Here is a 25,579-nt window from a genome sequence, read left to right on the forward strand (position 1 = left end):
GCTCGCCCGCACCGCCGTGCCGCCGCGCCTGCAGCCGGAGCCGGCCGCAGCGCCGCCGGTGCGCCTGCACCGCGCCGCATGACCATCAAGGTTTGATGCCTCCGGCGATCCAGTCTAGCCTTGCCGGCCAGAGTGATTGCAAGGCCCGCGCATGTCCCGCTTCGAACAAATGATCCAGACCGTCGAGACCTACCAGAAGCTGGTCGAGGAAAACTATTCGCGCATCCGCCGCCTTGCCGAGGATGTGCGCGCAGGCCTGTGCGACTATATCGGCGCGCCGGACGGCGTGTGCGTGCATCTCGTGCCGCCCACCGGCCCGTTCGAGCCGCGCGCTTACGGCGACGCTGCCTTCTCCATCCCGCCGCGCGGGTTCCGCCCGCTCGGTCCGGTCTCCTTCGGACTGGCCTTCCGGGTCTCCAAACAGGCCGATTGGCTGCGCCTGAAGTTCGAGTGCCGCAAGACCGGCGAGGAGTTCGTGGTCGGCATCGAGGACGGCGCGGAGTACACGTTCAGCCTGCCCATCGAGGAGCAGGGCTCCGAGCCGTTCTATGCCCATATCTTCGAGTATATTCTCGGCTGGTTCGAGGAGAATATCGAAAGCTACCGGGACGGCGCCTATGGCACGCGGGCCATCGGGTTCGATTTTCCCAGTGTACCCAGCCTGCTTGCGGCACCGGCAGAGTCCTGAGTAAGTATTTTGAACGCAAAACTCAGCCTGCTGGGTGCAATTCAGGGATTCGCCTGCCGCGCGATAAAAATATTTTTGCGGTACACGAACAAAAGTCGTCTTGACACGGATTATTCGCCGGCGGCCTGAAGCTCGGTCCCGTGCAGGCGCAGCCAGGCCCGCTGACGCTGCCAATCCGGGCAGCATCGGGCCACAAGTGCCCAGAATTTTGCCGAGTGGTTCATTTCCCGCAGATGGGCGCATTCATGCGCCGCCACGTAGTCCAGTACCTCTGGCGGAGCCATTATTAACCGCCACGAGAACGACAATTGGCCGTCCACCGTGCACGAGCCCCAGCGCGAGCGCGTGTCCTTGACGGAAATGCCCGTATTGGCCACCCGCAGGGTCTCGCAATGCTTAGTTACCGTGCGCGTCAACTCGGCTTTTGCCTGCTTCTTCAGGAAGCGCACGACGCGCGAGTGGGTCGTCTCAGGATCCCCGGGAACCGAGAGCGTACGGGGGTTTCCGGGGTAAAGACGGGCGATCCGGCCCTCACCCTCCAGGGTGATCAGGCAGTCCTCGCCCTTGTACTGGATGGTCTCGCCATCCTCGAAAAGGGTTACTTCCGGCAGGTGCTGCAGGCGCGACGAAATCCAGTCCACCCGTTCGGCCGCAAAGGCGGCGGCCGCCTCGATCTGGCGGGAAGAGGGGGCCACGGCCACGGCCTCGCGGCGGCGCTCGTCCAGGCGGATAATCAGACGCCGCGCTTTCGCGTTAACCTCGAGGCGCACCTTCACCCGGTGACCACCGGGGGCGCGCAAGGTCATGGTCTGGCCATCATTGAAACGCATGTGTAGAACACCTGTAAGGTCGTACGCGGCCAAGACCATTTGAGGGACCAAATATGAAATATCTGCTCACGGGCATGATCGCGCTTACATTGCTTACGGGCTGTGGGCAGAAAGACAAGGCAGGCGGAAGCGCGACTCCCGCATCGGTTGTATTCAGCGCCAGCGATCTGCCGGACGTCTCGATCCGAAAAGGGGACTCAGCAACCGCCGGGGCCGCCCTCCAGGCGCTCAACCTCGCTGAGTCTGGTGCTGGCCGTATCAGCTTTGCCGGCAGCGATGTCAGTGGCGACAAGGCCGTCTTCAACAACATCACCCTGTCGGCCCCGGAACTCGCCGACGAAGGCACCGAGGCCAGCCCTTCGGACGCCGAACTGGCTGAAATCTTCAGCTACATGGACTCTGACGGCGACGGCGTTGCCGATGACGGCTCGGGCACCACGCTCGACTCCCTGCGCGCCGAAATGCAGGTCCCGGCCTCTGCGCCGTCTGCCCCGCCGGTCGTGAAGGCCGCCAAGCTCGAATTCGAAGGCCTCGGCGTGTTCGAAGGCCAGGCAAACTTCGGCCTGATGAAACTGACGGACATCACCATCACCCCCGCCGAAGGCTCGGAAGACCAGAGCACCGGCAAGATCAACTCGATCGAACTTGTGAACCCCTCACCGGAAACGGCCGCCTGGGTTGCCAGCCTGCTCGGCAAGGGCGAGCCGGCGCCTTTCCCGGAAGGCACCGCCCTCTCGTTTGACCGCTGGCTGGTCAATGGCGTGAACTTCAATGTCGCTGATGCCAGCGGCACAGGCCTCTTCACGGTCGACTCGCTGCACATCTCTGACCTCAAGGAAGAGAAAGCCGGCCTCATGGGCCTGTCGAACCTGAAATTCGACTTCGCCGAAGCCGCCGGCTCCGACGTCAAGATCGCGCTCGAAGGTTTCGGCGTGAAAGGCATCAATTACGGCCTCTTCAGCGAGGCGGTCAGCGCCGGTGCGGCCAGTGGCGGCACCGACCCGACCGCGCTGACCTCGGCCCTCCAGGCCGACCCGGCCAACCCCGGCTATGACGCGCTCAGCATCAAGGCCCTGAAGGCCGACATCGTCGGCGCCGCCGTCGACATGCCGGCGCTGACCTCCGCGGTCAGCCGCGACAAGCAGGGCCGCGCGACGAAAGTCGTCACCGATCCCTTCACGGTCACGGTCAAGGCCCGCGACAATGCCGACGGCGAACAGTTCGCCGGCGCGCTTGCCACGATGGGCTTCGAAACGCTTGCCTTCAGCGGCGCAGGCGAGTCGCTGTATGATCCGGATGCGGACATCGTGACCCTCGCCAAGGGCAAGAACTACTGGGAGCTCCAGGACGGCTTCAAGCTCGACTTCTCGGCCAAGTATGCCGGCACCAAGGCGATTGCCGCCGCGCAGGTCGCCTCGCTGGACGAGAGTGCCGATCCGGAAGCGATGCTGAACTCGGTCCTGCAGAACGTCGTCATCCACCAGTTCGAGATCGCGCTGGACGATAACGGCATGCTCGACCGCGCCCTCAACGCCTATGCGGCCCAGTCGGGTGAAGATCCGGCCGCCGTGCGCAGCCAGCTCTCCGGCATGTTCGCCATGGCCCCGATGTTTGCGGCCGGCACCGGCATCGACCCGAAGGTTGTCACCGAACTCGCCACAGCCCTGTCGAGCTTCGTCACGGAGCCGAAGACGCTGACCATCTCGATGGCCCCGAAAACGCCGATCGCCGCGCAGGCCTTCGCCGATGCCGCGTCGGACCCGGCGAAAGCGCTGACCAAGGAAGCGCTCGGCTTCTCGGCCGGCAACAAGTAAGTCCCAGGGGCTCACACCAGACCAAAGGGCGCGGCGGCTTCGGCTTCCGCGCCCTTTTCTTTGGGTGCAGGTGCAGGCATAGGCTTTGGCCCATGAAACTCGCCTTCTTCGGAGACGTCGTCGGAAAGCCGGGCCGCAGCGCGGTGCAGTCGCACTTGCCCGGCCTGAAAGCGCGTCTGCGGCTCGATTTCGTGGTGGTCAACGGCGAGAACGCCGCCGGCGGCTTCGGCCTCACCAGCCAGATCGCCGAGGAATTCTTCGCGGCCGGCGCCGACTGCCTGACACTTGGCGACCATGCGTGGGACCAGCGCGAAGCCCTGACCTATATCGAGCGCGAGCCGAGGCTCCTGCGTCCGCTGAACTATCCGCCTGCCGCCCGCGCGCCGGGGAAGGGCGCGGAGCTGTTCACACTGCCCGATGGCCGCCGCGTCGGCGTCATCCAGCTGCAGGGCAACGTCTTCATGCGCCAGTCGCTCGCCTGTCCGTTCGCAGCGGCGGATGCGGCGCTCGACCAGATGCCGCTCGGCGCCGTGGCGGACGCGATCATCGTCGACATGCACTGCGAGGCGACCAGCGAGAAGATGGCCATGGGCCATCATTGCGACGGCCGTGCCAGCCTGGTTGTCGGCAGCCACACCCACGTGCCCACCGCCGACACGATGATCCTCTCCGGCGGCACCGCCTACCACACCGATGCCGGCATGTGCGGGGACTATGACTCCGTGATCGGCATGCAGAAGGAAGGCTCGCTCTACCGCTTCCAGTCGCAGCTCCCCGGTGAGCGCTACCAGCCCGCCCTCGGCGAAGGCACACTCTGCGGCACCTATGTCGAGACCGACGACCGCACCGGCCTGGCCTTACGCATCGAACCCATCCGAATGGGCGGCAGGCTGAGTACGCAGGTTCCTGCCGGCTGAGCTGCGCGGCCGCTTCGGCCGTCACTTCCCATTTCGCCGCCCGCGCGTTAGAGAGCCCGCCAAACCGGAAACCTGAACAGAACCAAGAGGGTCACGCCATGGCCGGCCATAGCAAGTGGGCAAACATCCAGCACCGCAAAGGCAAGCAGGACAAGAAGCGCGCCGTGCTGTTCGCGCGCCTCGCCAAAGAGATTACGGTCGCCTCCAAGATGGGCGGACCTGACCCGTCCATGAACCCGCGCCTGCGCCTCGCCATCACCAACGCCAAGGGCGTCTCGGTGCCGAAGGACAACATCCAGCGCGCCATCGACAAGGGCCAGAGCGGCGGCGGCGCCGACTATGCCGACATTCGCTATGAAGGGGTCGGCCCCGGCGGGGTCGGTATCATCATCGAGGCTGCGACCGACAACAAGAACCGTACCGCCACCGACGTGCGTTCCGCCTTCACCAAGAGCGGCGGCGCGCTCGGCACCACTGGCTCGGTCTCGTTCAATTTCGACCAGCTGGGCGAGATCGAATACCCGGCCAGTGTCGGCACCCCGGACGAAGTCATGGACGCCGCCATCATGGCCGGCGCGCAGGACGTGGAGTCGGATGAGGACGGCCACCGGATCTACACCGCGCGGGAAGATTTCGCGGCGGTGACGACCGCGCTCGCCGAAACCTTCGGCGCCAAGGTGGAGCCGCGCTCGGCCAAGATCATGTGGAAGCCGAAGGTCAATGTGACCGTTGCCGGCGACAATGCCGATGCGCTGATGAAGCTGCTCGATGTGCTCGACGAGCTGGACGATGTGCAGAACGTCTATGACAATTCGGAACTCTCCGACGAGGAAATGGCCCGCCTGGCGGGCTGACCTCCAACCCGCAGGACCGCCGCCATGCGCATCGCCGTCGCCTCAGACCATGCCGCTGTTGCCATGAAAGCGGCGCTCGCCGACTGGCTGCGCGGGCAGGGGCACGAGGTCGATGATCTGGGGACGGACGGTGAGGCCAGCGTCGACTATCCGGACTTTGGCTACAAGCTCGCCGCTCATGTCGCCGCTGGAAAGGCGGAGCGCGGCATCGCCCTCTGCGGCACCGGCATCGGCATCTCCATTGCGGTGAACCGCAATCCGGCCGTGCGCTGCGCCCTCGTCTCCGAGCCACTCTCCGCCGCGCTCTCGCGCGAGCACAATGATGCCAACATCATTGCCCTGGGCGCCCGCGTCATCGGCATCGAGATGGCGAAAGCCTGCCTCACTGCGTTCCTGACGACCCCCTTCGGCGGCGACCGCCACGCGAGGCGCGTCGAGAAGCTGGGCAAGTCCCCTGACTGAAAGCTCTGAGAAAGAGGCGCACCATGATCCGCGTCGAGCGCCCCACAGACGCCGATATTGACCTGCTCCACCCCATGCTGCGGAAGGCCTACTGGTCGCCCGGCATCCCGCGTGACACAGTCGCGCGCGCCTGCGCCAATTCGCTGTGCGCCATTGCGCGGGACGAGACGGGCGCCCTGATCGGTTTTGCCCGCGCGGTGACGGACCGGGCCGTCTTCGCCTGGGTCTGCGACGTGATCATCGAGCCCGCCCATCGCGGCAAGGGCCTCGGCCGCGGCCTTGTCCGTGCACTGATGGGGCATCCGGACCTGCAGACCGTCCGCCGCTGGATGCTTGGCACGGCAGACGCGCACGGCGTCTATGCCGAGCTCGGCTTCGGCCCAATCAAGGCGCCTGAGCGGCTGATGGAAGTGATCAAGCCGGCGCATTACAAGAAGCCAGCGGCGTGAAGCGGGCCGCACCGGGCATCAGGCGTTTACCGGACGGAACACGCCAGGGCGTTGCCGGGCGCATTCGCGCAGGCTTCCCGCTTTTCTCCCGGCGTTGACAGATCGCGAATTTGTCGCGTCAATGCCTGCGTTCTACTGTCGCGGATGAGGGTGGGGAATGATCAGGCTACGTGCACTTCAGGCTTCGCTAGCCGCAGGCGTCCTGTTCTCTGCCGGCCTTTCAGCCTGTGTGACGAAGGCGCCGCTGTCAGCTTCTGCGAGCCCTGAAGACATCGCCTTCGCGGGCGCGCCTGCGGAAACTTATCCCGCCAACACGTGGCCGGGACAGTGCTACTGGCTGTCGGATACGGGCGAGGGCTGGCTTGCCCGCGCGGATCTGCCCGGCCCTGACTACTGCCACGAACTGGATAGCTGCGCTGGCGGCGCAGGGCTGTCCGGCGGCGGGTGTTACAAGTGGGCGGACGGGCCGCACGCACCAGCAAAGCCGTGGGCCGAGTTCGGTTTGCCTGTCATGTCTCAGCCCGAATCCGAACCCGAGCCGGAGAACGAGACAGAAACGTCCGGGCCGGCGTGTTACTGGCAGTCGGGTCCCGAAGATGGGTATGGCTCGGCTTACAAGTACTGGAACGAGACCGCCTGCTTCCGGTTCAGCGCCTGCACCCGGGACAGCGACTTAGGAGATGACACCGCAACCTGCTTCAAGTGGGCGATGGGACCGGATGCGCCGGCGTTGCCCTGGAGCGAGCGGCTCACCAATGCCGCCCTTGCCGCCAGCATTCTGCCGCCGGAGGACATCTACGAAGGCGCCTTCGAGATGACGAGCGATTCATGTTTCGAGGACTGCCAGCCCGTCCCGATGCGCACTATCTCCGAGACACCTCTCCATCTGCATCCCGACGCGACCTCGCCAGTCATCGGCAATATCCCGGCCGGAGAGTGTGTTGGCAACAAAAACTACAAGCTGCTCTCGACGCCGCATCGCGGCGTGGTGCTGGAGACGGATGACGGGTTTGTCGCGGGCGATGTAATCTACTATCTCGCCTATGATGGCGAAGGAAACTACCGCGCCTGGTGGCGGGGTGACTACACTTACGCCTACGAGGGAATTCCGCCTGTCCGCTGGGACCCTGAGCCCGAGACCCTCGACCCTAGGGTTGGCTACTGGCTTGAGCTTGAACGCGCCGATGGCACAAGCGGCTGGGCAAAGGCCCCGCCATACGACCTTCATGATGCCCTGCCCGAGCCGTGCCCGCCTCTGGGAGGCTGATCGCGGTCATATCTCAAGCCCCGAGGCCAAGGCTCTCGAGAATCATCTCATTGTCTGCGCCCGGACGAGGTGGGGGCAGGTGGAGGCTCGCGGGCGTGGAGGTGAAATGGACCGGGTGTCTCATGGTGCGGTAGCGTCCCGCGTCGGGGTGTTCGGCTTCCTGGAAGAAGCCGGTCGCAACGAGGTGGGCATCGGTAAGGACTTCGGCGAGCGTGTTGTAGCGCATTGCGGGTATGTTTGCTTTGTCGAGTAGCTCCAGCCATTCGTCTGTGGACCGCGTGGCGGTCACGTCCTCGATCAGGGCATAGAGCGCGCCGGTATTCTCGGTGCGCGCGGCGTAGGTAGAGAAGCGCGGGTCCTTGAAGACTTCCGGCAGGCCGCCGATCTCAAAGAACTTCTCCCATTGCTGGTCCGAGTAGGGAACAAGGCCGATATAGCCATCAGTGGTCGGGTAGGGGCGCCGGTTCGGATTGACCGAGCGGGTATAGGCGAGCTTGCCGTTGCCGGGCAGGTAGGTCTCGCCATAGAGGTTTTCCACCATGTTGAAGAAGGTGAAGCATTCCAGCATCGGCACCTGCACGAACTGGCCCTTGCCGGTTGTCGCCTTGTGGAAGAGGGCGGCCAGCGTCGCGTAGGTCGCGAACAGGCCTGCCGTCTTATCGGCGACGAGGGAGGGTGCGTACTCGGGCCGCCCGCCGGAGCGGATGGCGTTGAGGTCGGCAAAGCCAGAGGCGCCCTGGATCAGGTCATCATAGGCCTGACGGTGCGTATACGGACCACCTTTGCCGAAGCCCGCGCAGTGTATGTAGACGATGTCGTCCCTCAGCGCCTTGACTTGCTCATATCCGAAGCCGAGCCGCTCCATGCCGGCCAGGCGAACATTGTGGAAGAACACGTCGGCCGTCTTCAGCAGTTCAGTCAGAGCCGCCTTGCCCCCGGGCGTCTTCGCGTCGAGCGTCATCGAACGCTTGTTGCGGTTGAGCGCCATGTAGATCGGGCCCAGGTCGCCGGTCGGCGAGGCGCCGGCATAGCGCATCGTGTCGCCCTTGCCGGGCGGCTCGATCTTGATCACTTCGGCGCCGAGATCGGCGAGGATCATCGTCGCGAAGGGCCCGAGCACGACGGTGCTCATGTCGATGATGCGGACACCTGAAAGCGGGCCGGTGCGAGGCGCGTCGGTCATGGTTCGGGTCTCCTCGGAAGTTCGCCGGTTAGTGCCTTGCCGGCTGCAGGTAGATCAAGCGTTTCCTCGGGTCACAAGGCGAGCGCGCGGCGCGCTTCCTCGATATGGTCCGTTTTCGCGGTGAAGGCAGACCAATCGTCGCGCTCGGCGATCGGCGTCCACAGGGCCTCGACTTGCTCGATGACGAGGCTGACCGGCGCCGGCTTCTGGAAATAGACATCCGTGAGGCGTTCGGGGCGCACCGGCGCGCGCGCCATCAGGGCGGCGCGGACGGGCTCGAAGGACGGATGGGCATAGAGGGCCGCCTGCGGCGAGGCGCTGGCACGCAGCTCGCTTGCCGGGCCGCCGAACCAGTCAAAAAAGGTCTGCGGCCAGCCGGCGCCGCTTTCCGTCATCCAGCCATAGAAAGCCTGCAGGAGGCCGATGTCCTGTTGAAGGTCGCCGGTCGGGGCGAGGCCGAGCAGGGCATGGGTATGGGCGGCGAAACTGTCCCGGTAGGCCGCTTCATAGGGCGCAAGCGCCGCGGCGAGGTCTTCGGCCTCCGCCAGGAGCAGCAGCGCCGAGGCGAGCTGCTGCAGGGCCCAGCCGCCCTGTACGGGCTGGCGGCCGAACCGGTAGAGGCCGTTCTGGTCGAAATAGGCGGCGGTGAAATTCGGGTCCGACTGCGCCATGAAGCGCCAGGGGCCGAAATCAAAGGTCTCGCCGGTGATGTTGAAATTGTCGGTGTTCATCACGCCGTGCACGAAGCCGGCAGCCATCCACTGGCCGATCATCCGGCCGGTCGCGACCGCGATACATTCCAGAAGGGCGCAGGCCTTGCGGGACATGTCAGGATCGTCGGCCTGGGGGTGGAATTCGGCGACGCAGTAATCGACCAGCTTCGCCATCGCTTCGCGGTCGTCGAAATAGGCGCAGCGCTGGAAGGTTCCGAATCGGATGTGACTGTGGGAGAGGCGCACGAGCACGGAAGAGCGGGTGGGCGACGGCTCGTCGCCGCGCTCCAGCGCCTCGCCGGTCTCGATCAGGCTGAAGGCCTTGGACGTGTAGACGCCGAGGGCTTCCAGATAGGTTGCGGCGAGTATTTCGCGCACCCCGCCCTTGAGCGTCAGCCGGCCGTCGCCGCGGCGCGACCACGGCGTCTGTCCGGAGCCTTTGGTGCCGAGGTCCAGGAGGCGGCCCGCGGGGTCTCGCAGCTGCGCGAAGAGGAAGCCGCGTCCGTCGCCGAGGTCAGGATTGTAGGTGCCGAACTGGTGGCCGTGATAGCGCATCGCGAGCGGCTCGGGGAGGTTTCCCGGCAGGGGGTCGAACCGGCCAAAATGGCGAATCCAGTCCTGCGGTGTCAGTTCGCCCAGGCCAACGGTTTCTGCCCAGCGTTGGTTGCGCCAACGCAACACTGCTTCGGGAAAGCGTGACGCAGCGACAGGGTCTGCGAACTCACGGGCTAACGCTAGGAAAGGAGGCATGTCAGTTCCAATTTTGTACTTCTTAGTATTTCCAACGCTTTCCAAGGCTTTGGGTCTTCCTTCTTGGCAGGTTCAGGTCTTTGAGTTCCAAAAAGGCATGTGGCAGCGCAGCACAGATGGCCTCTTGCAGACCGTCGTAGACCCTTAATGATGGAAATTGGTCCAGATCATGACAAGCAGAAAAAGCTTGCGCCAGACCGTAACAGTTTCGGGAGGAAGCGAATGAAAACTTTTAAAGGAATGCTATTTTATGCGTCCGCTATTGCGCTCGGCAGCTCAATGGCCGCGAACGCTCAGGAAGATGACAGCGAGCGCAAGCTCGGGACCGTTACGGTCACCGGCTCGCTGATCCAGGGGACGCCGGAAGACGCCGCGCTGCCGGTCGATGTGCTGACCGCTGAAGACCTGCGCCTGCAGGGTAACCCGTCGGCCCTCGACATGATCAAATCGCTCCCCGTATCAAGCGGCGTTCTGGGCGACACCAACCAGTTTGACGGCCGCGCGCAGGGCTCGGAAGGTTCGGGCACGGTCAACCTGCGCGGCCTCGGTGCCTCGCGCACTCTGGTGCTGCTCGACGGCAAGCGCCTCGCGCCGAACCCGTTCGCCTTCGCGGGCAACGGTTCGGTCGACACCAACATCCTTCCGCTGGCCGCTATTGGCCGTATCGAGATCCTGAAGGACGGCGCCGCGGCCACCTACGGCTCTGACGCTGTGGCCGGCGTCGTGAACTTCATCACGCGGGATAACTTCGAAGGCTTCGAAGTCGGCGGTGACTACAAGTTCGTGGACGGATCGGACGGCGACTATACGCTGAACGCTGTCGCGGGCGTCGATACCGACTTCGGCAATTTCATGCTGGCGGCCGGCTATCAGCACCGCTCGGAGCTCGCCACCACAGAGCGCGACTGGGCGCTGCGCGACTTCCTCGGCAACCCGCAGGGCGGCTGGTCGCTGGTGGGTAACCCGGGCTCGTTCCTGCCGGTTAGCGGCGCGTTCGCGCCTGTGCAGGGCGTGACCCGCGACCCGGCCTGTGGCAACTTCGCCGGTACTCCTGTGATAAGCGGTGCCAACGCGCTGTGCAGCTTCCAGTTCACGCCGTTCGACAACATTGTCGAAAAAGAGGACCGGTATCAGGTGCTCGGAAAAGCCGATTTCGACCTGTCCGAGAAACACAATCTCTCGGTCCAGGCGTTCTACGCGGCGACTGAAGTCCCGCAGATTGCCTTCTCGCCGTCCTTCCCGCCGGTTGGCGGCGCAAGCGGCCCGACGGCAGATGCCTCGATCGTTCCAGGGCAGTTCTTTGTGCCAGCCGCAAACCCGGGCTTCGCTACTCTGGTCGCCCAGAATCCGGGCCTCGTATCTCCGGCAGCTGCAGGCGCATTCATGATTGCGACCCGTCCTCTCGGGTGGGGGGGCAACGCACTTGCAGGTGGTCGTGGTTCAGAGCGCAGCTACCGCGAATTCGAGCACTACCGCCTGTCCGCCGAACTGAAGGGCGAACTGACGGACGCCATCAACTACACGGCCTCGGTCACGACCGGCAAACAAACCGGCCGGCGCACCAACGAAGACACCGTCGTCAACCGCTACGCTCTTGCGCTGCGCGGTCTCGGCGGCGCCAACTGTAACGTCGCGGCGAACACGCCCGGCCTCAACGGCTGTCTCTGGTTCAACCCATTCTCGAACGCGATCCAAACCAACGCCATAACCGGCGCGACCAACCCGAACTTCAACCCGGCGGCGGCAAACTCGCTTGATGTCCTCGACTTCATCCTCGAAGACTCGTTCACCGAGCAGGAAATCGAGTTGACGGTCCTCGAGGGCGTCCTGAATGGCCAGCTGCCGGTCTCTCTCGGCGGCGGCGATATCGGATGGGCCTTCGGCGGGCAGTACCGCGAAGAGAGTTTCGACCGAACGTACAACGACATTGCGAACCTGAACGTCACGCCGTGCATCGCCACTGTGACAACAGGCGCAACCAACTGCGCCCAGCCGGTCGGCGCGCTCGGCTTCCTTGCCGGCTCGCGGCCCCTCAGCGCCAAGCAGGATGTCGTCGCCCTGTTCGGCGAACTCAGCCTGCCGTTCACGGACAACTTCAACGTGTCGCTGGCGGCGCGCTATGAGGACTACGGCGGCGGCATTGGCTCGACCTTCGATCCGAAGGCATCGGCCAAGTGGCAGGTCGTTCCGCAGTTCGCCGTGCGCGGCTCGGTCGGCACGACCTTCCGCGGCCCGGCACTGACCCAGGTCGCCACCGGTTCGGTGACCTCGCTGCAAAGCGTCGGCGGCACGTTCCGGGCAGTCGACATCGCGGGCAATCCGAACCTGACCCCGGAAAGTGCGTTGACCTACAACGTCGGCGGCATCTTCCAGGCCGGCAATTTCAACATGTCGGTCGACTACTGGAACTTCGACTTCGACGATTCCGTCGTGGTCGAACCGGTGGCCAACATGGTGGCCGCGATGTTCCCGGGCGGCTCGGCGGTCAATTGCGGCAACCCCGCCTTTGCCCAGCTGCAGGCCCGCTTCACGTTCACCGGTGCCTGCGCCGTGGGCAACGTGTCGCGCCTCAATACCTCCTACATCAACGGCCCGAACATCAAGACCTCGGGCATCGACGTGCTGGCCGATTATACCTTCGAAGACCTCGCCTTTGGCGCGGACCTCGAGATCGGTGGCAGCGGCAGCTATGTGCTGGAGTATGATGTCGGCGCTGTGGACGTGGCCGGCCTCACGGTTGGCCAGCCCTTCTCGGCCGTCGGCTTCCTGAACTTCCAGACCATCGCTACCCCGCTGCCGGAACTGAAGTTCGAGGCCTATGCCAACGCATCGACCGACAACCTCAATGCCCGCCTGACCGCGCGCTATATCGGCGAGTATGAGGACCAGCGCACGACGCTGTTCACAGCGCCGAACCCCAATTGGCCGGTTCCGGGTATCGTCCTGCCGCAGGGCCAGACGATCAAGTCCTTCGTCAGCTACGACTCGACCATCGTCTGGTCGCTGCCGGCGGAAACGACGGTGTCCTTCTCGGTCGAGAACATTCTCGACACGAAGCCGCCGTTCGCCCGCCTCGAGCTGAACTATGACCCGTTCACGGGCGATGCCGTCGGCCGCACGTTTAAGATCGGTGTCACGAAGCGCTTCGGCGCCGGAAGCTGATACGCTCCGGATACGGACAATCTGGCGGCCCCCGGAAACGGGGGCCGCTTTCTTTTGCGCGGCGGACACAAAAAGGGGCAGGCCGCCGGCCTGCCCCGTCTGCCTGGACTGGCGATACCTGGCCGCGGATGGTCAGCTTGGTGCCGACTGTACGGCCCGGCTGCGGCGGCTGGTCAGAGCGCGCCCAGGGCCTTGCCGGTGATCTCGCCGGCCTCCCGCGCGGCCTGGCGGGCCGTGGAGGAGAACGGCGTCAGGTTCAGGAAGCCGTGCACCATGGAGGTGTATTCGCGTTCGCTGGCCTGTACGCCGAGGCCGCGCAGCTTGGCGCCGTAAGCGAGGCCCTCATCGTGCAGCGGGTCCCAGCCGCAGACGATGATGTGGGCGGGCGGCAGGGCCTTCAGCTCTTCCAGCGGGGCGAACAGCGGCGACATGCGCGGATCCATCGCGCAGGTCAGGTCCGGCAGGTAATGGCGGCGGAAGAACTCGAAGAGGTTCGCGGAGATAAAGAAGCCGCTTTCCTGCGGCGACATCTTCTTCGAGCGGATATCGGCGAACTGGAGCAGGGGATAGAGAAGCAGCTGGAAGGCCGGTTTTGGACCCCGGGCACGCACCATCTGCTGGCAGAGGTAGGCGGCAAGATTGCCGCCCGCGCTGTCACCGGCGACGGCGCAGCGGGCGGGGTCAATGCCGGCCTTGGCCGAGCCGTGTTCCTGCAGCCAGGCCCAGGCGGCAAGGGCGTCGTCATGGGCGCAGGGGAAACAGTGCTCGGGCGCAAGACGGTAGTCGACGGCGAGCACGCGGCAGCGCGAGCCTTCCGCCAGGCGCCGGCAAAGCATGTCATGGCTGTCGAGATCGCCCAGGACGAAGCCTCCGCCATGAAAGAAGAGGATTCCGGGGCCGGGCGGGACGCCCGCGCCGAGCGGAACATAAAGGCGCGCCTTGATCGGGCCGGCAGCGCCCCGAATGATCATTAGGCGGACATCTGCCAGTTCGGGCGCATCCGGCTCGGCGGAATAGTCGATGCGCAGGAACTCGCGGCGCAGCCGGTCGACCGGCAGCTTAAGGTCAAGCGGCTTCAGCTCCGGAAAGCTGAACCGGTCCCGGAAACTGCGGAAGGCATCATCGAACGTCATGCGTCTGCATCTGATCTGCAATTCCGGCCATGTGATGGCGGGTTGCAGGCGATGCAAGGGATACGCCAGTGCGGGCAGCGTCAGAGCAGGATAACGCCCGGGGCGGGCGGCTCGGCATAGAGGGCCTGCACAAGGTTTGCGCGGCGGCTGATGACGAGGCGCTGGTTGACATAACCCTTGTCGGTTATCTCGCCGGCATCGATGCTGGGCGCTTCGGTCATTACCATCAGGCGCTTGATGCGGCGGGACGAGCCTTGTTCAGAGGCGTTGAACACGGCTGCCTTGCGGGTGAGGTCGCTGACCAGGGCGGCAAAGCCCCTGGCAGGGTCGCCGGCTGCCTTCACGTACTGTTCGGCAGCCGCCGGGGAGGGCCAGACAAGCGCGGTGGCGAAGTCCTTGTCCTGGCCGCAGATCACCGCATCGAAGATCAGCGGTGAGCAGGCGGCGACGAAATCCGGGCGCAGCGTGCCGACCGAAACCCAGGTGCCGGAGGAGAGTTTGAAATCTTCGCCGACGCGGCCATCGAAAACGAGGCCCTTGTTGGGATCGTTCTCGTCCACGAACTTCACGGCGTCGCCGAGGCAGTAGAAACCTTCCTCGTCGAAGACTTCCGCGTTCTTTTTCGGGTCGTTGTGGTAGCCCGGCATGACGGTCGGGCCCTTGACGCGCACTTCCAGCTTCTCGCCGTTCGGTACCAGTTTGAGGGTCGTGCCGGGCAGAGGCAGGCCGATCAGGCCGACACGCTCGACTTCCCAGTGCACCACAGTGATGCCCTGCGTTTCGGTGGCGCCGTACATCGTGACGATGGGAATGCGGCGGCCGGTGGCCTTGATCGAGAGGGCCTGTAAACGGTCATAAAGGTCATCCGACAGCGTTGCGCCGCCATAGCCGACAGACCGCATGTTCCTGAAGAAGGCTTTCAGCAGAGTCTCATCCTGTTCCATCGCTTCGGCCAGCATGGCGAGCGCAATCGGCGCTGTGCCGAACACGGACGGACTGGCTTCGCGGATGTTGCGGATGGTCTCGTGGAAAAGGGCGGGCGTCGGCTTGCCGCCATCAATCCAGAAGGTGGAGCCGTTCCAGAGCGCACCGTTGAAGTTCACGTTGGAGCCGGAGATGTGGTTCCAGGGCAGCCAGTCGAGGAAATTGTCTATCCGGTCCGGATCGTATTCCGGGTCCCGCGAATTCTCGCGCAGGCCTTCCTGGCCGGAGATCAGCGAGCACATGGCGCCCTGCGTCTGCGGCACCGGCTTCGGCATGCCGGTCGAGCCGGAGGTGAAGAGGTACTTGCCGATGCTGGCATCGGTGAGCGCATCACGCGCGGCGGTGACGGCAGGCGTCGGCACCGTACTGGTCAGCGCGTCATAGGCGAGGACGGCATTGTCGCCTTCGGGCTCGGCGCTGACGATCCTGAACGCGGCGGCGGGCAATGCGGCGAGCGCCTTGCGGAAGGGCGCCAGCTGTTCGGCAAAGACGACGGCCGGCTTCACCGCATGAAAGCAATGCTTGAGCTTGTCGAAGTCGGTCGACATCGTGGAGTAGGGCACCGAGATCGGAGCGGCCGGGGCGCCGATCTTCTGGGCAGCGAGGATGACCATCGCCGCGCGGACCGAGTTTCCGGAGACGAGCATGACCGGCGCACCGGGACCGGCGCCGAGATCGAGGAAGGCTTGCGCGAGGCTGTCGGTGATACGCTTGGCCTCACCGTAGGTGAGCGTCACCCATTCATCCGTCTGCGGATCGCGTTCGCGCAGGAAGGCGCGCTCGGGGTGCATCGTGGCCCGCTCGTCCAGCGCGTGCGGGATCGACTTCGGGCGCGCGCCGGGAGGCTGATTGGCGCAGATGTAGATCGCCTCGCCCTTGCGCGTCATCGTGACGTCGGGGGTCTTCTGCGGCAGCGGTCGGAATGCAGGCAGGGTCTCGCCCTCGGGCATGGTGGTACTCCTCCGATGTCGGGTTTTCATCTGCCCGGAGGAATAATCGGTCTGAGGCCACTTGCAACCGTTTACGCGGGGAGAGCCCGTGAATTCAGGCTTCGGCGTTCACCGCATCCACAACAAGGGCAAGCGCCTTGATCATCAGCGCCTCGTCCAGCGCCTCAGCCATGACGCGGATCAGCGGCTCGGTGCCGGACTTGCGCACAACCATCCGTCCACGGTCTCCCAGCAGGGCGTCCGCCTCGGCGAGGGCGGACCTCACCCTTTCAGAGTCGAGAGGGTTCGCGCCGGAATAGCGTATGTTGGTCAGCTTCTGCGGCGCAGGCGTAAAGACGCGCAGCATGTCCGATGCCTTGCCGCCCCGCGCGGCGAGAACCGACAGGACCTGCAGGCCGGCGAGAAGGCCGTCGCCGGTGGTGGAGACATCCGACAATATGATGTGTCCGGACTGTTCGCCGCCAAGATTGTAACCGTGCGCGCGCATATGCTCGCCGACATAGCGGTCGCCCACCTTTGTGCGCGCAAGGACGAGCCCGCTTGCCTTGAGATACTCGTCGAGGCCCATGTTGGACATGACGGTGGCGACCATGCCGCCGCCTTTGAGGCGCCGCTTACGGTGCATGTCGCTGGCGATCAGGGCCATCACCTGGTCGCCGTCTGCTTCGGCGCCGGTCTCGTCGACAACGATCAAACGGTCCGCGTCGCCGTCGAGCGCGATCCCTATGTCGGCGCGGGTTTCCAGCACGGCGGCTTTCAGCGCGCCGGTCGCGGTGGATCCGACGCCGGCATTGATGTTGATGCCGTCCGGCTCGGCGCCGATGACGCGCAGCTGCGCGCCGAGGCGGCGAAGGGCTTCCGGCGCCGTCTCGAAACCGGCGCCGTGGGCGCAGTCGAGCACGATCTTGAGTTTCGAGAAGTCCTGCCCTTTGCCAATCGTCTCGAGGCAACGGTCAACATAACGCTGGCCGGCGCCGTCCAGCGCGGAGGGCTCGGAAATGTTCGCTGGCGGAGCATACTCGCCCTCGAAGGCGGCGGCCATGGCGGCCTCGAGGGCTTCTTCCACCGCGTCGGTGAACTTTACGCCTTCGGGGCTGAAGAGTTTGAGGCCGTTGTCCTCGTACTTGTTGTGGCTCGCCGAGACCATGAAGCCGAGAGCGGCGCCGGTCTCACGCGCCATCAGGGCGACGGCAGGTGTCGGCACAACGCCGAGATGGACCGGGCGCACGCCCATCGAGGTAAGGCCCGCCACCAGCGCGGCCTCGATCATCTCGCCGGAGCGGCGTGTATCGCGGCCGATAACCACATCGCGTCCGCCTTCCGGGGCGAAGGTGCGCGCCGCGGCGATGGCGAGACGCAGCGCCGTCTCGGCCGTCATTGGGTTCTTGTTGATCCGTCCGCGGATTCCATCCGTGCCAAAATACTGCCGGGCCATTGTCTGCCTCTTTGCCGTCAGAGCGGCGTCACATCACCATAGACGATAAAGTCCGGATTGTCGTAGCCGCGTTCGCGCTTGCCGTAGAGCAGGGGCGCATGGTCGAGCGTCAGGACGCGGCCGCCGGCGGCCTCGACGACGGCTTGCCCTGCGGCGGTGTCCCATTCCATTGTGCGGCCGAGGCGCGGATAGACGTCAGCCTCACCTGCCGCGACGAGGCAGAACTTCAATGCCGAGCCGGCGCCCGCGATTTCCTTCACCGGATACTTCGCCAGCCAGGTGTCGGTTTCCGGCGAGCGGTGCGATTTGGAGGCAACGGCGGTGAGGCCGCCTGCCGGCGCGGGCCGGATGCGCAGCGGGTTGCGCTTGGCGGGCACGGGGCCATCCGGCGCGGCCTTTGACTGCCAGGCGAAGGAGGGGCTTTCGGCCACGAACAGGCGGTGCAGTGCGGGCGCGTAGACGACGCCCATGACCGGGCGGCCATGCTCAATGATCGCGATGTTGACGGTGAACTCGCCGTTCTTCGCGACGAATTCCTTCGTACCATCCAGCGGGTCGACCAGCGCAAAGCGGGTGCCGTGCTCAGGCATGATGCCGCCCGCGACGGACTCCTCGGCGATCACCTGAAGGTCCGGGTCAGCCTCGGCGAGACCTTTCAGGATAATGGCCTCAGCGAGCCCGTCGGCCTCGGTGAGGACCGACTGGTCGAGCTTCTTTTCGACCGCGAAGTCGGTGCGGTAGACCCGCATGATCTCCTTGCCGGCGGCAAGGGCGATGCTGGCGAGCGCTTTGGCGGTGACAGCCATCGCCGGGAACTACTGCATCACGCTGATGAGTTCGACTTCGAACTGGAGCGGAGCGTTCGGAGGAATCGGGCCGCCAGGCGTGCCTTGCGCGCCATAGCCAAGTTCGGCGGGGATGTAGAGCATCCAGCGATCCCCGGGTTTCATCATGCCGAGCGCTTCGACCCAGCCGTCGATCAGCCCGTTCGAGGGGAACGCTTCCGGATCGCCGCGTTCGTAGGAGCTGTCGAACAGGGCGCCGGTTTCGGCGAGGCGGCCTTCATAATGCACGAGAACGAATTGTCCGTTCACGGGGGGTTTGCCGGCCGGGTCGCCGCTGGCGAGCACAACGTACTGCAGTCCGGATTCGGTTTTCTTCACCTCCGGCGCGTCGGGCTTCCAGGGGAAGTATTTCTGCCAGGCCGCGGCGTCGGCCACTTTCGGAATCTCGATGCTGAGCAGCTGGACGAGGAAGACGAGGTCGTCACCGGCCTTGATCACGTCGCCGCGGGCCTGGTTGCCATAGGCAAGCTCGCTCGGGATGTAGAACAGGTATTCGTCGCCCTCAGACATTTCCTGCAGGCCCATGGTCCAGCCGGGGATGACGCGGTTCAGGGGGAAGGTGGCGGGCTCGCCGCGGTCCAGAGAGGAATCGAACTTCTCGCCGGTAGCCAGGCGGCCTTCATAGTGCACGGTAACGCGGTCGGTCGGCACCGGCTTCTTGCCCTCTTTCGGGCCTTCTTTCAGCACGATGTACTGCAGGCCCAATTCGCCGGACTTCACGTCCTTCCCGTTCGGGTCCCAGGGCAGGTATTTCTTGAAGGCGGCAGGCATGATGTCATCCGTTGAGCTTGAAGGGGAGGTCAGGCCTGACTGGCCCAGCGAGGGGGCATTGGAGCGCACGAGATAGGCCGCCAGGAACAGGCCCAGGATTAGCGCAATGACGAGGGGCAGCGGAGAGCCGCCTTCGGCCTTGGGGCTGGCGGGGGATGTGTCGTTCGTCATGAGCGGACCTGTCTGTGTACGGAAAAACTATGGCTTGCGGTGCGCCTAGATCGCGCGCGGCGGATAGCCCGCCTGGGCGAGCGCGTCGATGACTTCCTGCGTGTGCTGGCTGTCGCGCGTTTCCATCAGGATGTCGAACTCGGCGCCCTTGGCCGGCACGTCGAGCGCGATGCGATTGTGCGAAACTTCCATGATGTTGGCGCCGTTGTCGCCGATGATCTTGGAGACGAGCGCGAGCAGGCCCGGCCGGTCGTCGCCGACGATGCGGATGCGGGCGAGGCGGTTTTCGCGCACGAGCGCGCGGGTCAGCACCGAGGCGAGGAGGCGCGTGTCGATATTGCCGCCGCAGAGGACGAGGCCAACCTTGCGCCCATAGAAGCGCGAGGGATGGGCGAGGAGCGCTGCCAGACCGGCCGCGCCGGCGCCTTCGGCAATCGTCTTCTCGACTTCGACGAACAGCGTGATTGCGCGCTCAAGGTGTTCTTCCTCGACCAGGACGATGTCATCAACGAGGCGCTCGCAGATCTGGCGTGTCACTTCGCCAACATCGCGCACGGCGATGCCTTCGGCGATGGTGGCGCCGCCGGTCTTGGTCGTCTTGCCGCGCAGGGCGGCGTGCATGGCGGGATACATCGCGGCCTGCACGCCGATGATGCGGATTTCAGGTTTCAGCGCTTTGGCCGCGATGGCGATACCGGCGATCAGGCCGCCGCCGCCGATCGGTATGACGAGCGTATCGAGCGCCGGATTGTCGGCGAGCATCTCGAGCGCGATGGTGCCCTGGCCGGCGATGATGTCGGCATCGTCGAAGGGGTGGACGAAGGTCAGGCCCTCGCGTTTGCAGACGTCATACGCGTGCGCCTTGGCCTCGTCGAAGGTCATGCCTTCAAGCAGCACGCGGGCGCCGTGGTCGCGGGTATGCTCCACCTTGTTGAAGGGCGTGGTCAGCGGCATCACGATGGTCGCGGGGATGCCGAGGCGGCGGGCATGGTAGGCCACGCCCTGCGCATGGTTGCCGGCCGAGGCGGCAATGACGCCATACTTTTTCTCGTTGTCTGACAGCTTGGCCAGCTTGTTCAGCGCGCCGCGCTCCTTGAAGGCGGCGGTGTACTGGCGGTTCTCCAGCTTGATCCACACTTCCGCGCCGGTGATGGCTGACAGGGTGCGGGAATGGGCCAGTTCCGTCCGCTCGATATTGCCCTCCAGCACCTTCGCGGCAGCCTGGATGTCGGCGAGGGTGACGGGCAGTTCGGGAAGCTGGGAATCGGGCATGGGATGGGGTCCGGCTGAAGCGCGGGCACCCTATGCGGGCAGGGGGGCGAAGACAAGGCGCGGACCACCGCAGAGGTAACGGCCAGGGGCACGTTATCAAACCGGATGGCACCTCGAACACTGAATATCGAACTGTACGGGATCAATCCGCCAGAAGGGCCTCGGCGCCGCCCACCGCGTCATGCTCGGCTACCCAGTGGTCGGGGCCAACGGCCAGCAGTTTCGCCTGGTACTGTTCGGCTTCCGGGTCGTCGATCACCTTCGACTTCAGGAAGCGCAGCGCGGCGCGGCTGTCGAGCGGGCTCGGCAGGTCACCGGTCAGGCGGAGCCGCTCGCGGGTGCGCTCGGTCCTCGGGTCGGCATTGGGCACGGCAGCGATCAGCGCCTTGGTGTAGGGGTGGCGCGCGTCGGTATAGATCGCGCCGCGCCCCGCGAGTTCGACGACGCGGCCGAGATAGAGCACCATCACGCGGTGGCTGATCTGGCGGACGACGGCAAGGTCGTGGCTGATGAAGATCATCGCGAGGCCGAACTCCTTCTGGAGTTCTATCAGCAGGTCCACCACCTGCGCCTGAACCGATACGTCGAGGGCCGAGACGGCCTCGTCGCAGATCACGAGTTTGGGTTGCAAGATCATTGCGCGGGCGATGCCGACGCGCTGGTTCTGGCCGCCGGAGAGTTCGTGCGGATAGCGGTTGATCAGGTTGGGGTCGAGGCCGACGCGCGGGAGGATCGCGCGTACTTTCGCTTCGCGTCCGGCCTTGTCGAGGCCGGGCTCGTGCACCTGCAGCGGCTCGGCGATCGAGGCGCCGATGGTCATGCGGGGGTCAAGGCTGGCGAGCGGGTCCTGGAAAACGATCTGCAAGTCGTCGCGCAGCGCGTTCATCTCGCGGGCTTTGGCCCTGGTAATGTCCTTGCCGAGCCAGGCGACCGAGCCACCGGTGGGCGGGATGAGTTTCAGCACGCCGCGCGCGAGCGTGGACTTGCCGCAACCGGACTCGCCGACCACACCCAGCGTTTCGCCGGCGCGCAGATCGAAGCTGACGCCGTTGACGGCTTTCAAGGGCTTCGTCCTGCCGAACAGGCCCCCCTTGATCTGGATCGGGAAGTGAACCTTCATGTCGCTCACTTCCAGCACCGGCGCGGTTTCTTTCGGCGGAGCAGGGGCGAGCGCGGGACGGCCCGGAGGATCTGGCTGATCGATGCGCGGGACGGCGGCCAGCAGCATCTTCGTGTAGGGGTGTTGCGGGGCATAGAAGATGTCGTCGGTGGCGCCCTGTTCGACGATCTCGCCATGGCGCATCACGATCACGCGGTCACACATCCGAGCAACGACGCCCATGTTATGGGTGATCAGGACGATGCCGGTGCCAGTCTCGCGTTTCAGCTCCGCCATCAGCTCCAGCACCTGCGCCTGGACGGTGACGTCAAGCGCCGTGGTCGGCTCGTCGGCGATCAGCAGTTTCGGGCCGCAAAGCATGGCGATGGCGATCATCACGCGTTGGCGCATCCCGCCGGACAACTCGTGCGGGAACTGGTCGAGGCGGCGGGCGGCTTCCGGAATGCGGACATGCTCGAGCCAGTCGACGCAGCGCTTGTTGGCTTCCCCGCCTTTTAGGTTCTGGTGCAGCGCGAGGATCTCGCGCATCTGGGCACCGACGGTCATGTGCGGCGTCAGGCTGGTCAGCGGGTCCTGGAAGATCATCGACATCTCGGCGCCGCGGATCTTGCGCAGCGCCGGCTTCGGGGCGGTGATCATGTCGGTGCCGTTGAACAGGATCTGGCCCCGGGCTTGGCCGTTCTCGGCGAGCAGGCCCATTGCAGCGAGGGCGGACTGGCTCTTGCCCGATCCGCTTTCGCCAACGATTCCAAGGCATTCGCCTGCCGAGACCTGGAAGGAAATTCCCCTGACGGCGTTTACGGTGCCATCAGCGGTCTCGAAATCTACGGCGAGGTCTTTTACGGTCAGGATCGTCATGCCCAACGGGTAGCGTCTTGAAACCGGCGCGCAAGAGGCGCGGCGCAGAAAAGGACCGGCGCCGCGCCTTCTGGGAGAAAGACGCGGCGCCGGCTACTGAAGTCTCCCGGGAATGGGACAGGGCCTCAGTACTTGTAGGCGAGGCCGACACCCACGACGAGCGGGTTGATGTCTACATCGGCGTCGACCGAAGCGCCCAGAGCGGTGGTGAAGTCGACCGTCACATCGGTGTTGATCCAGATCTTCTTGACGTCGACGTTGATGGCGAAGCCGCCTTCCTTGCCATCAAGGTCATAGTCGAAACCGGCCTGGAGGGCGGGGCCGAAGCTCGGGTCATAATCGATGCCGTCGGCGACCGGGCCTTCGTCCTCGTTGAAGAAGAAGGTCGCGTTCACGCCGGCGCCCACATATGGCTTGAACTTCGAGCCGTTCTGGAAGTGGTACTGCACGGTCAGGGTGGGAGGCAGCAGCCAGACATCGCCGAGGTCGATATTGGCATTGGTCAGGGCGCCCGGAACGGTGACGTTCACCGCGCTGACATCGTGCGGGGTCACCGCGAGGATCAGTTCAGCGGCGATATTGTCGGTGAAGAAATATGTGATGTCGAATTCCGGCACATACTGGTCGCCGATATCGGCATCGCCCGCCAGGTTGGCGGCGCCAACCGAGAGGCCGGCGCTTTCGTCCGGCAGCACGCCGATGACACGGGCGCGCAGCATCCACGGGTTGTCTTTGTCTTCGGCGCAGGCCGTACCGGCAAAACCGGTCAGGGCAGTGCCTGCCATCAGGGCGGCAATAAGAAGCTTTTTCATCGCTTTGGTCCCATCATTTTGGTGAGTGATGGTTCTCCGTAAGCCTCTGGAAACAAACGCGAAATTGGCCACCTTGCCGCGCGGCTGCGCGCCGCGCGGCATAGGCGCGCGAATAGGTAATCGTCCGTATTGAGACGATCTTCCGGAGGCAGCACATTGCTCCGGTTGAAGCAGGGGCGGTCAAGGAAGTCCGCGCCGGTTCTCCGGCCTGGCCCTGGCGGGCCGGCGCCTGCCGCTGAGGAAAGACTTGAACTTCCCGCCTCCAGTTGGGAACATGGGCGTCTTTTCCTGTTTACCCGCTGGAGTGCGCCTGATGCCCGTCATGAATTTTCTCACCCAATGCGTCTTTGACGCGGGCGCGCTGAAGCAGCTCGCCGTGCTCGCCAAGGGCAAGGGCATCACGCGGCCCTTCATTGTGACCGATGCAGGCATCAAGGCCTCGGGCATCCTGGCCAAGGTCGAGGACGCGCTCGGCGTGCCGCCGGCCGGCGTGTTCGCCGAGACGACGTCGAACCCGACCGAGACGCAGACAAAGCTCGCAACCAAACTCTACAAGGAGTCCGGCGCGGACGGCATCATCGCAGTCGGTGGCGGCTCCTCCATGGACCATGCCAAGGCCATCGGCCTGCTCGCCAGCCATGCCGAGCCGCTGGAGACTTATGCCGCGATCATCGGCGGCGCCAAGAAGATCGGCAAGATCCCTCCGCTAATCGCGATCCCCACAACGGCCGGCACCGGCTCGGAAGTGTCTGTCGGTATGGTCATCATCATGGAGAATGGCCGCAAGGAAACCTTTGCCTCGCCCAACCTGATCCCGGTCGTGGCGCTGTGCGATCCGGACCTTACCCTTGGTCTGCCGGCGGGCCTGACGGCCGCCACCGGCATGGACGCGCTGACGCACTGCATTGAGGCGGTGCTCACCCCGTCGATCAATCCGCCTGCGGAGGGTATCGGCTATGACGGCGCGCATCGCGCTTTCGGCAAGGGCATGCTGGTGCGCGCCGTGAAGGACGGCTCCGACGCCGAAGCCCGCTGGCACATGATGATGGCAAGTTACGAGGGCGCGCTCGCCTTCGTGAAGGGCCTCGGCGGCGTTCATGCGCTGAGCCATGCGGCCGGGCGTCTTGAGCAGAAGAAACTGCACCACGGAACACTGAACGCTGTCTTCCTGCCGCACATCCTGCGTTTCCATAACGGCGCGGCCGATGAAAAATATATCCGCCTGCGCCAGTCCATGGGCCTCAAACCGGGCGCGGACCTGGCGGACGCCATCCAGGATCTCAACAATGCGATCGGCATTCCGAAGAACCTGACGGCCATGGGCCTCGCCGCGTCGGACGCACCCGGCATTGTGGACTACGCGCTGAAGGACCTCGCGCATTTCGGAAATCCCCGCACGATGAGTGCAGATGACTACGCAAAGGTCTACGAGACCGCCCTCAAGTAAGGGCGCAGGGGCGCGATGGCGCGGAAGTTTGCCCCCATCCTAAAGCTCGCCGCCGGCCATCACGGCGGCGAGAAGGCAGCGCTGGAAAAGTCCGCAAACACGCATGCGGTGAAGAATCTTGCAAAGGCTCCGGCGGACAGGCTGCTGTCCGTGATGACGAAGTGCGTATTCAATGCCGGCTTCAACTGGAAGGTCGTCGAGGCAAAGTGGGACGGGTTCGAGGAAGCCTTTGAAGGCTTCGATCCCGGCAAGCTCGCTTTTTTCGGCGATGACATGATGGATCAGCTTGTCAGCGACACGCGTATCATCCGCAACGGGCAGAAGATCAAGGCAACTCTGGAGAATGCGCGCTTTGTGGCGCAGGTGGAGCGCGAGGAGGGCGGGTTCGGAAGGTTTCTGGCCAAATGGCCGGGCGAGGACCAGATCGGATTGCTCAGCCTGCTGAACAAGCGCGGCTCACGTCTTGGCGGCGCGACGGGACAGTATTTTCTGCGCTTTTCTGGCTGGGACGCCTGGATTGCCTCCGGCCATGTCTGCGCTGCCCTCGTGCGCGAAGGCGTGCTGGACAAGCCGGAGGCGACTTCGAAACGTGATCTCGCGGGCCTGCAGGCGGCAATCAACGACTACCACATCGACAGCGGCCTGCCGCGTGCGCAGATCAGCCGGCTGCTGGCAATGAGTGTCGGCTGAGG

General features: G+C 64.9%; 21 protein-coding genes. 10 read left to right on the forward strand and 11 right to left on the reverse strand.

The genetic code is table 11. The features are described from left to right. Positions 1-151: 151 nt before the first annotated feature. Positions 152-688 carry a hypothetical protein gene (locus tag Q0C17_RS09360; RefSeq protein WP_291204900.1) on the forward strand — a complete coding sequence of 179 codons (537 nt, stop codon included), beginning with the start codon at positions 152-154 and terminating at the stop codon, positions 686-688. 110 nt (positions 689-798) lie between these two features. Here the strand turns inward: Q0C17_RS09360 and Q0C17_RS09365 are convergent, their stop codons facing one another. Continuing rightward, positions 799-1,518: a SprT family zinc-dependent metalloprotease gene (locus Q0C17_RS09365; RefSeq protein ID WP_291204903.1), complete on the reverse strand. Its 720-nt coding sequence runs from the start codon at positions 1,516-1,518 to the stop codon at positions 799-801. Positions 1,519-1,571: 53 nt separating this feature from the next. On the opposite strand from Q0C17_RS09365, the gene Q0C17_RS09370 reads away from it, so the two are divergent. The 6 genes from Q0C17_RS09370 to Q0C17_RS09395 all read left to right on the forward strand — a co-directional run bounded on the left by Q0C17_RS09370 (position 1,572) and on the right by Q0C17_RS09395 (position 7,281). Continuing rightward, the gene (locus Q0C17_RS09370; protein WP_291204906.1) at positions 1,572-3,332 is read left to right on the forward strand and encodes a hypothetical protein; all 1,761 of its coding nucleotides are present in this window, start codon (positions 1,572-1,574) and stop codon (positions 3,330-3,332) included. Positions 3,333-3,424: 92 nt separating this feature from the next. Next, the gene (locus tag Q0C17_RS09375) at positions 3,425-4,249 is read left to right on the forward strand and encodes a TIGR00282 family metallophosphoesterase (RefSeq protein WP_291204909.1); all 825 of its coding nucleotides are present in this window, start codon (positions 3,425-3,427) and stop codon (positions 4,247-4,249) included. Between the two features lie 98 nt (positions 4,250-4,347). Continuing rightward, positions 4,348-5,103: a YebC/PmpR family DNA-binding transcriptional regulator gene (locus Q0C17_RS09380; RefSeq protein ID WP_291204912.1), complete on the forward strand. Its 756-nt coding sequence runs from the start codon at positions 4,348-4,350 to the stop codon at positions 5,101-5,103. Between the two features lie 24 nt (positions 5,104-5,127). Next, positions 5,128-5,565, forward strand: coding sequence for a ribose 5-phosphate isomerase B (rpiB, locus tag Q0C17_RS09385; protein WP_291204915.1), 438 nt, complete (start codon positions 5,128-5,130; stop codon positions 5,563-5,565). A 23-nt stretch (positions 5,566-5,588) separates the two neighbouring features. Then, positions 5,589-6,014 carry a GNAT family N-acetyltransferase gene (locus Q0C17_RS09390; RefSeq protein ID WP_291204918.1) on the forward strand — a complete coding sequence of 142 codons (426 nt, stop codon included), beginning with the start codon at positions 5,589-5,591 and terminating at the stop codon, positions 6,012-6,014. 157 nt (positions 6,015-6,171) lie between these two features. Then, positions 6,172-7,281 (forward strand): hypothetical protein, encoded by a 1,110-nt coding sequence (locus Q0C17_RS09395; protein ID WP_291204921.1) that lies wholly within the window; start codon positions 6,172-6,174, stop codon positions 7,279-7,281. A gap of 13 nt (positions 7,282-7,294) precedes the next feature. Here the strand turns inward: Q0C17_RS09395 and Q0C17_RS09400 are convergent, their stop codons facing one another. Together Q0C17_RS09400 and Q0C17_RS09405 are read right to left on the reverse strand one after the other, a co-directional pair. Continuing rightward, positions 7,295-8,464, reverse strand: coding sequence for a CoA transferase (locus Q0C17_RS09400; RefSeq protein ID WP_291204923.1), 1,170 nt, complete (start codon positions 8,462-8,464; stop codon positions 7,295-7,297). A 71-nt stretch (positions 8,465-8,535) separates the two neighbouring features. Further along, positions 8,536-9,927 (reverse strand): protein adenylyltransferase SelO family protein, encoded by a 1,392-nt coding sequence (locus tag Q0C17_RS09405; protein ID WP_291204926.1) that lies wholly within the window; start codon positions 9,925-9,927, stop codon positions 8,536-8,538. A gap of 222 nt (positions 9,928-10,149) precedes the next feature. Between Q0C17_RS09405 and Q0C17_RS09410 the strand changes: the two genes are divergently transcribed. Further along, positions 10,150-13,089 carry a TonB-dependent receptor gene (locus tag Q0C17_RS09410; RefSeq protein ID WP_291204929.1) on the forward strand — a complete coding sequence of 980 codons (2,940 nt, stop codon included), beginning with the start codon at positions 10,150-10,152 and terminating at the stop codon, positions 13,087-13,089. Positions 13,090-13,262: 173 nt separating this feature from the next. On the opposite strand, the gene Q0C17_RS09415 is transcribed toward Q0C17_RS09410, so the two are convergent. The 8 genes from Q0C17_RS09415 to Q0C17_RS09450 form a co-directional block, all read right to left on the reverse strand. Next, positions 13,263-14,222, reverse strand: coding sequence for an alpha/beta hydrolase (locus tag Q0C17_RS09415; RefSeq protein WP_291204932.1), 960 nt, complete (start codon positions 14,220-14,222; stop codon positions 13,263-13,265). Between the two features lie 80 nt (positions 14,223-14,302). Next, the gene (locus Q0C17_RS09420; protein WP_291204934.1) at positions 14,303-16,156 is read right to left on the reverse strand and encodes an AMP-binding protein; all 1,854 of its coding nucleotides are present in this window, start codon (positions 16,154-16,156) and stop codon (positions 14,303-14,305) included. A 94-nt stretch (positions 16,157-16,250) separates the two neighbouring features. Continuing rightward, positions 16,251-17,591, reverse strand: a complete 1,341-nt coding sequence (gene glmM, locus Q0C17_RS09425) for a phosphoglucosamine mutase (protein ID WP_291204937.1) — start codon at positions 17,589-17,591, stop codon at positions 16,251-16,253. Between the two features lie 17 nt (positions 17,592-17,608). Beyond that, positions 17,609-18,397 (reverse strand): 3'(2'),5'-bisphosphate nucleotidase CysQ, encoded by a 789-nt coding sequence (gene cysQ / locus Q0C17_RS09430; RefSeq protein WP_291204940.1) that lies wholly within the window; start codon positions 18,395-18,397, stop codon positions 17,609-17,611. Between the two features lie 9 nt (positions 18,398-18,406). Beyond that, on the reverse strand, positions 18,407-19,378 hold the full coding sequence (locus Q0C17_RS09435) for an FKBP-type peptidyl-prolyl cis-trans isomerase (RefSeq protein ID WP_291204943.1): 972 nt from the start codon (positions 19,376-19,378) through the stop codon (positions 18,407-18,409). Positions 19,379-19,423: 45 nt separating this feature from the next. Next, positions 19,424-20,650, reverse strand: a complete 1,227-nt coding sequence (locus Q0C17_RS09440; RefSeq protein WP_291204946.1) for a threonine ammonia-lyase — start codon at positions 20,648-20,650, stop codon at positions 19,424-19,426. 142 nt (positions 20,651-20,792) lie between these two features. Continuing rightward, positions 20,793-22,628 carry a dipeptide ABC transporter ATP-binding protein gene (locus tag Q0C17_RS09445; RefSeq protein WP_291204948.1) on the reverse strand — a complete coding sequence of 612 codons (1,836 nt, stop codon included), beginning with the start codon at positions 22,626-22,628 and terminating at the stop codon, positions 20,793-20,795. Positions 22,629-22,753: 125 nt separating this feature from the next. Next, positions 22,754-23,440 carry an OmpW family outer membrane protein gene (locus tag Q0C17_RS09450; RefSeq protein WP_291204951.1) on the reverse strand — a complete coding sequence of 229 codons (687 nt, stop codon included), beginning with the start codon at positions 23,438-23,440 and terminating at the stop codon, positions 22,754-22,756. Positions 23,441-23,753: 313 nt separating this feature from the next. On the opposite strand from Q0C17_RS09450, the gene Q0C17_RS09455 reads away from it, so the two are divergent. Further along, positions 23,754-24,887 carry an iron-containing alcohol dehydrogenase gene (locus Q0C17_RS09455; RefSeq protein WP_291204953.1) on the forward strand — a complete coding sequence of 378 codons (1,134 nt, stop codon included), beginning with the start codon at positions 23,754-23,756 and terminating at the stop codon, positions 24,885-24,887. Positions 24,888-24,902: 15 nt separating this feature from the next. Beyond that, positions 24,903-25,577, forward strand: coding sequence for a DNA-3-methyladenine glycosylase I (locus Q0C17_RS09460; RefSeq protein ID WP_291204956.1), 675 nt, complete (start codon positions 24,903-24,905; stop codon positions 25,575-25,577). Positions 25,578-25,579 lie beyond the last annotated feature (2 nt).

This window comes from Hyphomonas sp., from assembly GCF_022844445.1.
Taxonomy (GTDB): Bacteria; Pseudomonadota; Alphaproteobacteria; order Caulobacterales; family Hyphomonadaceae; genus Hyphomonas.

Bases quoted from the DNA above. Each gene is read 5' to 3' on its own strand.
- Q0C17_RS09375 (WP_291204909.1), top strand. From the start codon at position 3,425: ATGAAACTCGCCTTCTTCGGAGACGTCGTCGGAAAGCCGGGCCGCAGC.
- Q0C17_RS09410 (WP_291204929.1), top strand. From the start codon at position 10,150: ATGAAAACTTTTAAAGGAATGCTATTTTATGCGTCCGCTATTGCGCTC.
- Q0C17_RS09440 (WP_291204946.1), bottom strand. From the start codon at position 20,650: ATGCCCGATTCCCAGCTTCCCGAACTGCCCGTCACCCTCGCCGACATC.
- Q0C17_RS09360 (WP_291204900.1), top strand. From the start codon at position 152: ATGTCCCGCTTCGAACAAATGATCCAGACCGTCGAGACCTACCAGAAG.
- Q0C17_RS09415 (WP_291204932.1), bottom strand. From the start codon at position 14,222: ATGACGTTCGATGATGCCTTCCGCAGTTTCCGGGACCGGTTCAGCTTT.
- Q0C17_RS09445 (WP_291204948.1), bottom strand. From the start codon at position 22,628: ATGACGATCCTGACCGTAAAAGACCTCGCCGTAGATTTCGAGACCGCT.
- glmM (WP_291204937.1), bottom strand. From the start codon at position 17,591: ATGGCCCGGCAGTATTTTGGCACGGATGGAATCCGCGGACGGATCAAC.
- Q0C17_RS09380 (WP_291204912.1), top strand. From the start codon at position 4,348: ATGGCCGGCCATAGCAAGTGGGCAAACATCCAGCACCGCAAAGGCAAG.
- cysQ (WP_291204940.1), bottom strand. From the start codon at position 18,397: ATGGCTGTCACCGCCAAAGCGCTCGCCAGCATCGCCCTTGCCGCCGGC.
- Q0C17_RS09370 (WP_291204906.1), top strand. From the start codon at position 1,572: ATGAAATATCTGCTCACGGGCATGATCGCGCTTACATTGCTTACGGGC.
- Q0C17_RS09395 (WP_291204921.1), top strand. From the start codon at position 6,172: ATGATCAGGCTACGTGCACTTCAGGCTTCGCTAGCCGCAGGCGTCCTG.
- Q0C17_RS09460 (WP_291204956.1), top strand. From the start codon at position 24,903: ATGGCGCGGAAGTTTGCCCCCATCCTAAAGCTCGCCGCCGGCCATCAC.
- Q0C17_RS09435 (WP_291204943.1), bottom strand. From the start codon at position 19,378: ATGACGAACGACACATCCCCCGCCAGCCCCAAGGCCGAAGGCGGCTCT.
- rpiB (WP_291204915.1), top strand. From the start codon at position 5,128: ATGCGCATCGCCGTCGCCTCAGACCATGCCGCTGTTGCCATGAAAGCG.
- Q0C17_RS09365 (WP_291204903.1), bottom strand. From the start codon at position 1,518: ATGCGTTTCAATGATGGCCAGACCATGACCTTGCGCGCCCCCGGTGGT.
- Q0C17_RS09390 (WP_291204918.1), top strand. From the start codon at position 5,589: ATGATCCGCGTCGAGCGCCCCACAGACGCCGATATTGACCTGCTCCAC.
- Q0C17_RS09420 (WP_291204934.1), bottom strand. From the start codon at position 16,156: ATGCCCGAGGGCGAGACCCTGCCTGCATTCCGACCGCTGCCGCAGAAG.
- Q0C17_RS09450 (WP_291204951.1), bottom strand. From the start codon at position 23,440: ATGAAAAAGCTTCTTATTGCCGCCCTGATGGCAGGCACTGCCCTGACC.
- Q0C17_RS09400 (WP_291204923.1), bottom strand. From the start codon at position 8,464: ATGACCGACGCGCCTCGCACCGGCCCGCTTTCAGGTGTCCGCATCATC.
- Q0C17_RS09405 (WP_291204926.1), bottom strand. From the start codon at position 9,927: ATGCCTCCTTTCCTAGCGTTAGCCCGTGAGTTCGCAGACCCTGTCGCT.
- Q0C17_RS09455 (WP_291204953.1), top strand. From the start codon at position 23,754: ATGCCCGTCATGAATTTTCTCACCCAATGCGTCTTTGACGCGGGCGCG.